7 protein-coding genes are annotated in these 5,065 nt (G+C 70.9%); 3 read left to right on the top strand and 4 right to left on the bottom strand.

Annotated features, from left to right (window positions below; genetic code table 11):
- The coding region (locus HW577_RS26960) for an FAD-dependent oxidoreductase (RefSeq protein WP_198377981.1) at positions 1–312 on the top strand (312 nt) is incomplete at its 5' end.
- Here HW577_RS26960 and HW577_RS20495 read toward each other — a convergent pair.
- From HW577_RS20495 to HW577_RS20480, 4 genes are read right to left on the bottom strand one after another with little or no spacing between them, the layout of a single operon-like run.
- A complete protein-coding gene (locus tag HW577_RS20495; RefSeq protein ID WP_198377980.1) occupies positions 313–1,062 on the bottom strand; it encodes an ABC transporter permease in 750 nt (249 codons plus the stop codon).
- A complete protein-coding gene (locus HW577_RS20490; protein WP_198377979.1) occupies positions 1,059–1,853 on the bottom strand; it encodes an ABC transporter ATP-binding protein in 795 nt (264 codons plus the stop codon). The genes HW577_RS20495 and HW577_RS20490 overlap by 4 nt, the downstream gene beginning before the upstream one ends.
- A gap of 4 nt (positions 1,854–1,857) precedes the next feature.
- Positions 1,858–2,823 carry an ABC transporter substrate-binding protein gene (locus tag HW577_RS20485; protein ID WP_198377978.1) on the bottom strand — a complete coding sequence of 322 codons (966 nt, stop codon included), beginning with the start codon at positions 2,821–2,823 and terminating at the stop codon, positions 1,858–1,860.
- 12 nt (positions 2,824–2,835) lie between these two features.
- Positions 2,836–3,348 (bottom strand): VOC family protein, encoded by a 513-nt coding sequence (locus HW577_RS20480; protein ID WP_198377977.1) that lies wholly within the window; start codon positions 3,346–3,348, stop codon positions 2,836–2,838.
- Between the two features lie 221 nt (positions 3,349–3,569).
- On the opposite strand from HW577_RS20480, the gene hisD reads away from it, so the two are divergent.
- Positions 3,570–4,877: a histidinol dehydrogenase gene (gene hisD / locus HW577_RS20475; protein ID WP_198377976.1), complete on the top strand. Its 1,308-nt coding sequence runs from the start codon at positions 3,570–3,572 to the stop codon at positions 4,875–4,877.
- 3 nt (positions 4,878–4,880) lie between these two features.
- Positions 4,881–5,065 (top strand): SDR family NAD(P)-dependent oxidoreductase (locus HW577_RS20470; protein ID WP_198377975.1); only part of this gene is annotated, 185 nt, incomplete at its 3' end.

Below are 5,065 nucleotides of genomic sequence, written 5' to 3'. Positions count from 1 at the left end.
GGCGGGCGCGTGCTGCTGCTGGGCGACGCGGCGCATGCGATGGTGCCGACGCTCGGCCAGGGCGCGACCCAGGCGATCGAGGACGGCGTGCTCGCCGGCGCGGTGCTGCGGGCGGGCGGCGATGTCGCGGCGGTGGCGGCGCTGCGCGACCCGCGCGTGGAATTCGTCCGCGCCTTCAGCCTGGAAGCCTCGGACACCATGCTGCCCGGCAGCGATCCTATCGCCGGATCCCGCGCGAAGATGGCGCCCGACTTCCTGGCGAAGCTGCGCCGCACCTACACCGACGTGCCGGGGCCCGAAGCCTTCGGCTGATCAGCGCCCGGACCAGTGCACGAAGCGCTTTTCCGCCAGCAGGAAGGTCAGGTTCAGCACGTAGCCGAGCGCCCCGGCAAGGAAGATCACGCCGTACATCAACCCGCTCTCGAACAGGGATTGCGCGACGATGACGCGCTGGCCCAGGCCGTCGGTGCTGCCGATGAACATCTCGGCCACCACCACGATGACCAGGGCGAGGGAGATGCCCGCGCGCATGCCGACCAGGATCTGCGGCAAGGCTTCCCACAGCAGCACGTCCCACAGGATCCGCGCTTCCCCCGCGCCCATCACGCGCGCGGCCAACACGCGGGTGCGACGCGCATTCATCACCCCATAGGCGGCGTTGAACAGGATGACGAGCGCGGCGCCGAAGGCCGCCACCGCGATCTTCGTCCCCTCCCCCACCCCGAACAGGATCAGGAAGAGCGGAAACAACGCGGAGGCCGGGGTGGAGCGGAAGAAATCCACCACGAACTCGACGCTGCGGTAGACGCGCTCCTTCGCCCCCAGCGCGATGCCGAGCGGCACGCCGATCGCGGTCGCGATCAGGAAGGCCTGCACCGTGCGCAGGATGGTGCGCAGCAGGTCGTGGCCGAGCGGGCCGCTGCGGAAGGCCGCGACCGTGTCGCGGAAGGTCTCCGCCGGGCTCGGCAGCAGCACCGGGTCGGCGAGCTGCGCCACGGTCGCGAGCCACCATAGCCCGATGAAGCCGACCGCGCCGAGGACGGGTGCGACCAGGCCCTTCATGCCGCCACCGGCCGGCCGGCGACAGCCGCCTCGAACACCGCGAGGCAGCGGCGCTTCAGTGCGACGAAGTCGGGTTCGGACAGGGTGGCGGACCCGCGCGGCCAGGCCAGGCGCACGGCGAGGTCATCCGCGACCGTGGTCGGGCGGCGCGTGAGCATCAGCAGCCGGTCGGCGAGCGCGATGCTTTCCTCGAGGTCGTGGGAGACCAGCAGCGTCGTCACGCCGAGCCGCTTCAGCACATCCTGCAGCAGGGCCCGCAGGTCGAGCGTCGTCTCGAAGTCGAGCGCCGAGAAGGGTTCGTCGAGGAACAGCACCTCCGGCTCCACCGCCAGGGCCCGCATCACCGAGACCAGCTGCTGCTGCCCGCCGGAGAGTTCATAGGGGTAGCGCGCGAGGTCGAAGCGCACGCGGAATTCCGCCTTGAGCCGGTCGAGCCGGGCCTCGATCTCCCGCTTCGGCAGGCCCATCCGGCGCAGCGGGTAGCGGATGTTGTCGGCCGCGCGCAGCCAGGGGAACAGCGCTTCGCGGTAGTTCTGGAAGACGTAGCCGACGCGCACGTCGCGCACGTCCCGCCCGTCATACAGGATGGTCCCGCCATCGACCGGCAGCAGGCCGGCGGCCATGTTGATGAGGGTGGACTTGCCGCAGCCATTCGGCCCGAAGATGGCCAGGATGTCGCCGCGGCGCACATCGAGGTCGAAGCCCGAATAGACCGGCTGCCCGCCGAACGCCTTGCGCAGCCCGCGGATGGACAGCGCGGCGTCCCGTGGGGCGATGGCGGGCCCGTCCATCGCGTCAGAGCGGCCGGATGAAGGTGCCGACGTCGATCGCCCCGCGCACCACGCCCATCTGCACGCCGATATCGACGAATTTCTGCAGGTCGGCGCGATCCTGCGCGGTGAAGTCGCGGATCATGGTGAAGGCCTGCAACGGCATCACCGCGGCGAGGTCGGCCGGCGTGTTCAGGTTGCTGGTCAGCACCTGGCGGGTGGTCGGGTCGGTGCGGATCGCCTCGATCGCCCGTGCCCAGGCCTGGGCGAAGCGGTTGGCGACATCGCGCCGCCCTTCGAGGAAGCGGCCGGAGAAGCCCGCGCCGCCGGCATAGGCCTGCGCATCGCGCCGGCCGAGCAGGTAGGTCGCGATCACGCCCGCTTCCAGCCGCTTCATCGCCCCGGCGCGTTCGCCGATCGTCGCCACGGGTTCGAGCGTATAGGCCGCGTCGAACTGGCCCGATTGCATGGCGCCGATGTGCATGCCCATGGGCTGCTCCACGAGCGTGTAGTCGCGCCCCTCCTGCAGCCCGACGGCGGCGAGCACACCGCGCGCGGCGGCCATGTTCGCCGGGCCAGGGGCGGAAAGGATGCGCGCCCCGCGCAGATCGGCCAGCCGCGTCGCGGTGCTGTTCGACCGCACCACGAACTGCTCCATCTGGTGGCGCGCGTTCTGCCCGTTCATCGTGAAGTACAGCACTGTGTTCGGGCGCCGGACGTTGATGTTCGCCCCTTCCAGCGTGACGAGGTTGGTGCAGGCCTCGGCATCGCCGGCGACCAGCGCCTGGACGATCAGCGGGTGGGTCGCCAGGGCGAAGCCCTGCGGGGCGATGCCCGCCTCGGTGAAGAAGCCGCGGGTCAAGGCCACGAAGTACGGCAGGGTCGAGGCGGCCTCGAAGATCGCGACCTTGACCGTGTCGGCCGCGCGGGCCTCCCCGATCACGAAGGGTGCGGCAAGGGTGCCGAGCAGCAGCGGGCGACGGGTCACCATGGGTGTCTCCTCTCAGCCGAGGCTTGGATAGGTCGCGGGGTCGAAGAAACTGGCGCCGGCCACGTATGCGCGGCCGGGCGACATGTCCGGCCCCTCCCCCTCCTCGACCGCGCCTTCGAAGGTCAGCTCGCACTGCACGCCGGAGGGGTCGTAGACGAAGAGCTGCCAGAGCGTCGTGCCGGGCACGAGGAATTCGCGCCATTCGAGCCCTGCCTGCCGGAAGCGCGCGACGAAGCCGCGGTAGCCGCGGCAGGCCAACGAGACATGGTCAATCGCCGCCGTGCCGGCCGGCGCACGGCCCGCCGCGCCGAGGGCGGGCCCGCCGGCGTAGATGTGCAGGATCGCCGGACCGCCCGCGAGGGGCACGTAGAGCCAGGCCCCGGGGTATCCGAAATCCGGCCGGAACCCGTTCCGCAGGCCGAGGATGCGCGTGTAGAAGGCAACCGTCGCGTCAAGGTTGTTGGTCTTGACGGCGACGTGGAACAGGCCGGCGACCATCGGCTCGGTGGTGACGGCATCGCTCATGGTGCACGGCTCCGTCTCGAGGCTTCGTTCCCGCAGTGCCAAGCAAGATGCGCGCCAGGACCGGTGGGCCCGCGGCGGAACGGCCGGCCATGCCGCGTGGGCGCGGCGGCCATCGTCGCATCGTCCGGCATGCGGCGATGCCATGTGCCGCCCGGGCGCGCGCCAGGTTGACAGGCCCCCAGCCGCCGCTACGCCTTGCCCCAACCGAGCAGGAGGACGCCATGGCGCGACATCTGAAGAAGGGCCGCGACGCGGAAGCCCGAGCCGAGGACGACGCGAAGGTCCGCGCGACGGTCGAGGGCATCCTCGCTGACATCTCGGCGCGCGGCGACGCGGCGGTGCGGGAGATGTCGATCCGCTTCGACAAGTGGGACCGCGCCGACTTCCGCCTGACGGATGCCGAGATCCGCGACTGCCTGGGCCAACTCTCCGCCCGCGACCTGGACGACATCCGCTTCGCGCAGGAGCAGGTACGCAACTTCGCGCAGCATCAGAAGGACGCGCTGCGCGACATCGAGGTCGAGACGCTTCCCGGGGTGGTGCTCGGCCACAAGAACATCCCCGTGAACTCGGTCGGCTGCTACGTGCCGGGCGGCAAGTATCCGCTGCTCGCCTCGGCGCATATGTCGGTGGTCACGGCGAAGGTGGCGGGCTGCAAGCGCATCGTTACCTGCGCCCCGCCCTTCGAGGGGCGGCCGGCACCGGCCATCGTCGCGGCGCAGCACCTGGCGGGGGCGGACGTGATCTACTGCCTCGGCGGGATCCAGGCGGTGGGCGCGATGGCGGTCGGGACGGAGAGCATCGAGCCGGTGGACATGCTCGTCGGCCCCGGCAACGCCTTCGTGGCGGAAGCCAAGCGACAGCTCTACGGCCGGGTGGGCATCGACCTGTTTGCCGGGCCGACCGAGACGCTGGTGATCGCGGACGAGACGGTGGATGGCGAGCTCTGCGCCACCGACCTGCTCGGCCAGGCGGAGCACGGGCCGAATTCGCCCGCGATCCTGCTGACCAATTCCGAGAAGCTGGCGCGCGAGACCATGGCCGAGGTGGAGCGCCTGCTCACCATCCTGCCGACCGCCGCCATCGCCCGGCAGGCCTGGGAGGACTACGGCGAGGTCATCGTCTGCGACAGCGAGGAGGAGATGGTGCGCGAGGCCGACCGCATCGCGTCCGAGCATGTGCAGGTCATGACGCGCGATCCCGACTATTTCCTCGCGAACATGACCAACTACGGCGCGCTGTTCCTCGGGCCGCGCACCAACGTCTCCTACGGCGACAAGGTGATAGGCACCAACCACACCCTGCCGACCAGGAAGGCCGCGCGCTACACGGGCGGGCTCTGGGTGGGCAAGTTCCTCAAGACCGTCACCTACCAGCGCGTCCTGACGGATGCGGCAAGCGCCATGGTCGGCGAATACTGTTCGCGCCTGTGCATGCTGGAAGGCTTCGCCGGCCATGCCGAACAGGCGAACATCCGCGTGCGCCGCTATGGCGGGCGCAACATCCCCTACGCGACGGCGGCGGACTGAGCGATGGAATTGCCGAGGACGCCGTCCTTCCGCCTGGATGGCAGGCGCGCGCTCGTCTCCGGCGCGGGGCGCGGCATCGGCCTCGCGGCCGCGGCCGCGCTCGCCGACGCGGGGGCGCATGTGACGCTGCTCTCCCGCACCGCGCGGGAGATCGAGGCGGCGGCCGAGGCGATCCGCGCCCGCGGCGG

The sequence above is a fragment of the Neoroseomonas rubea genome, assembly GCF_016106015.1.
Classification (GTDB): domain Bacteria; phylum Pseudomonadota; class Alphaproteobacteria; order Acetobacterales; family Acetobacteraceae; genus Neoroseomonas; species Neoroseomonas rubea.
This window is presented reverse-complemented; position numbering and strand designations above follow the sequence as displayed.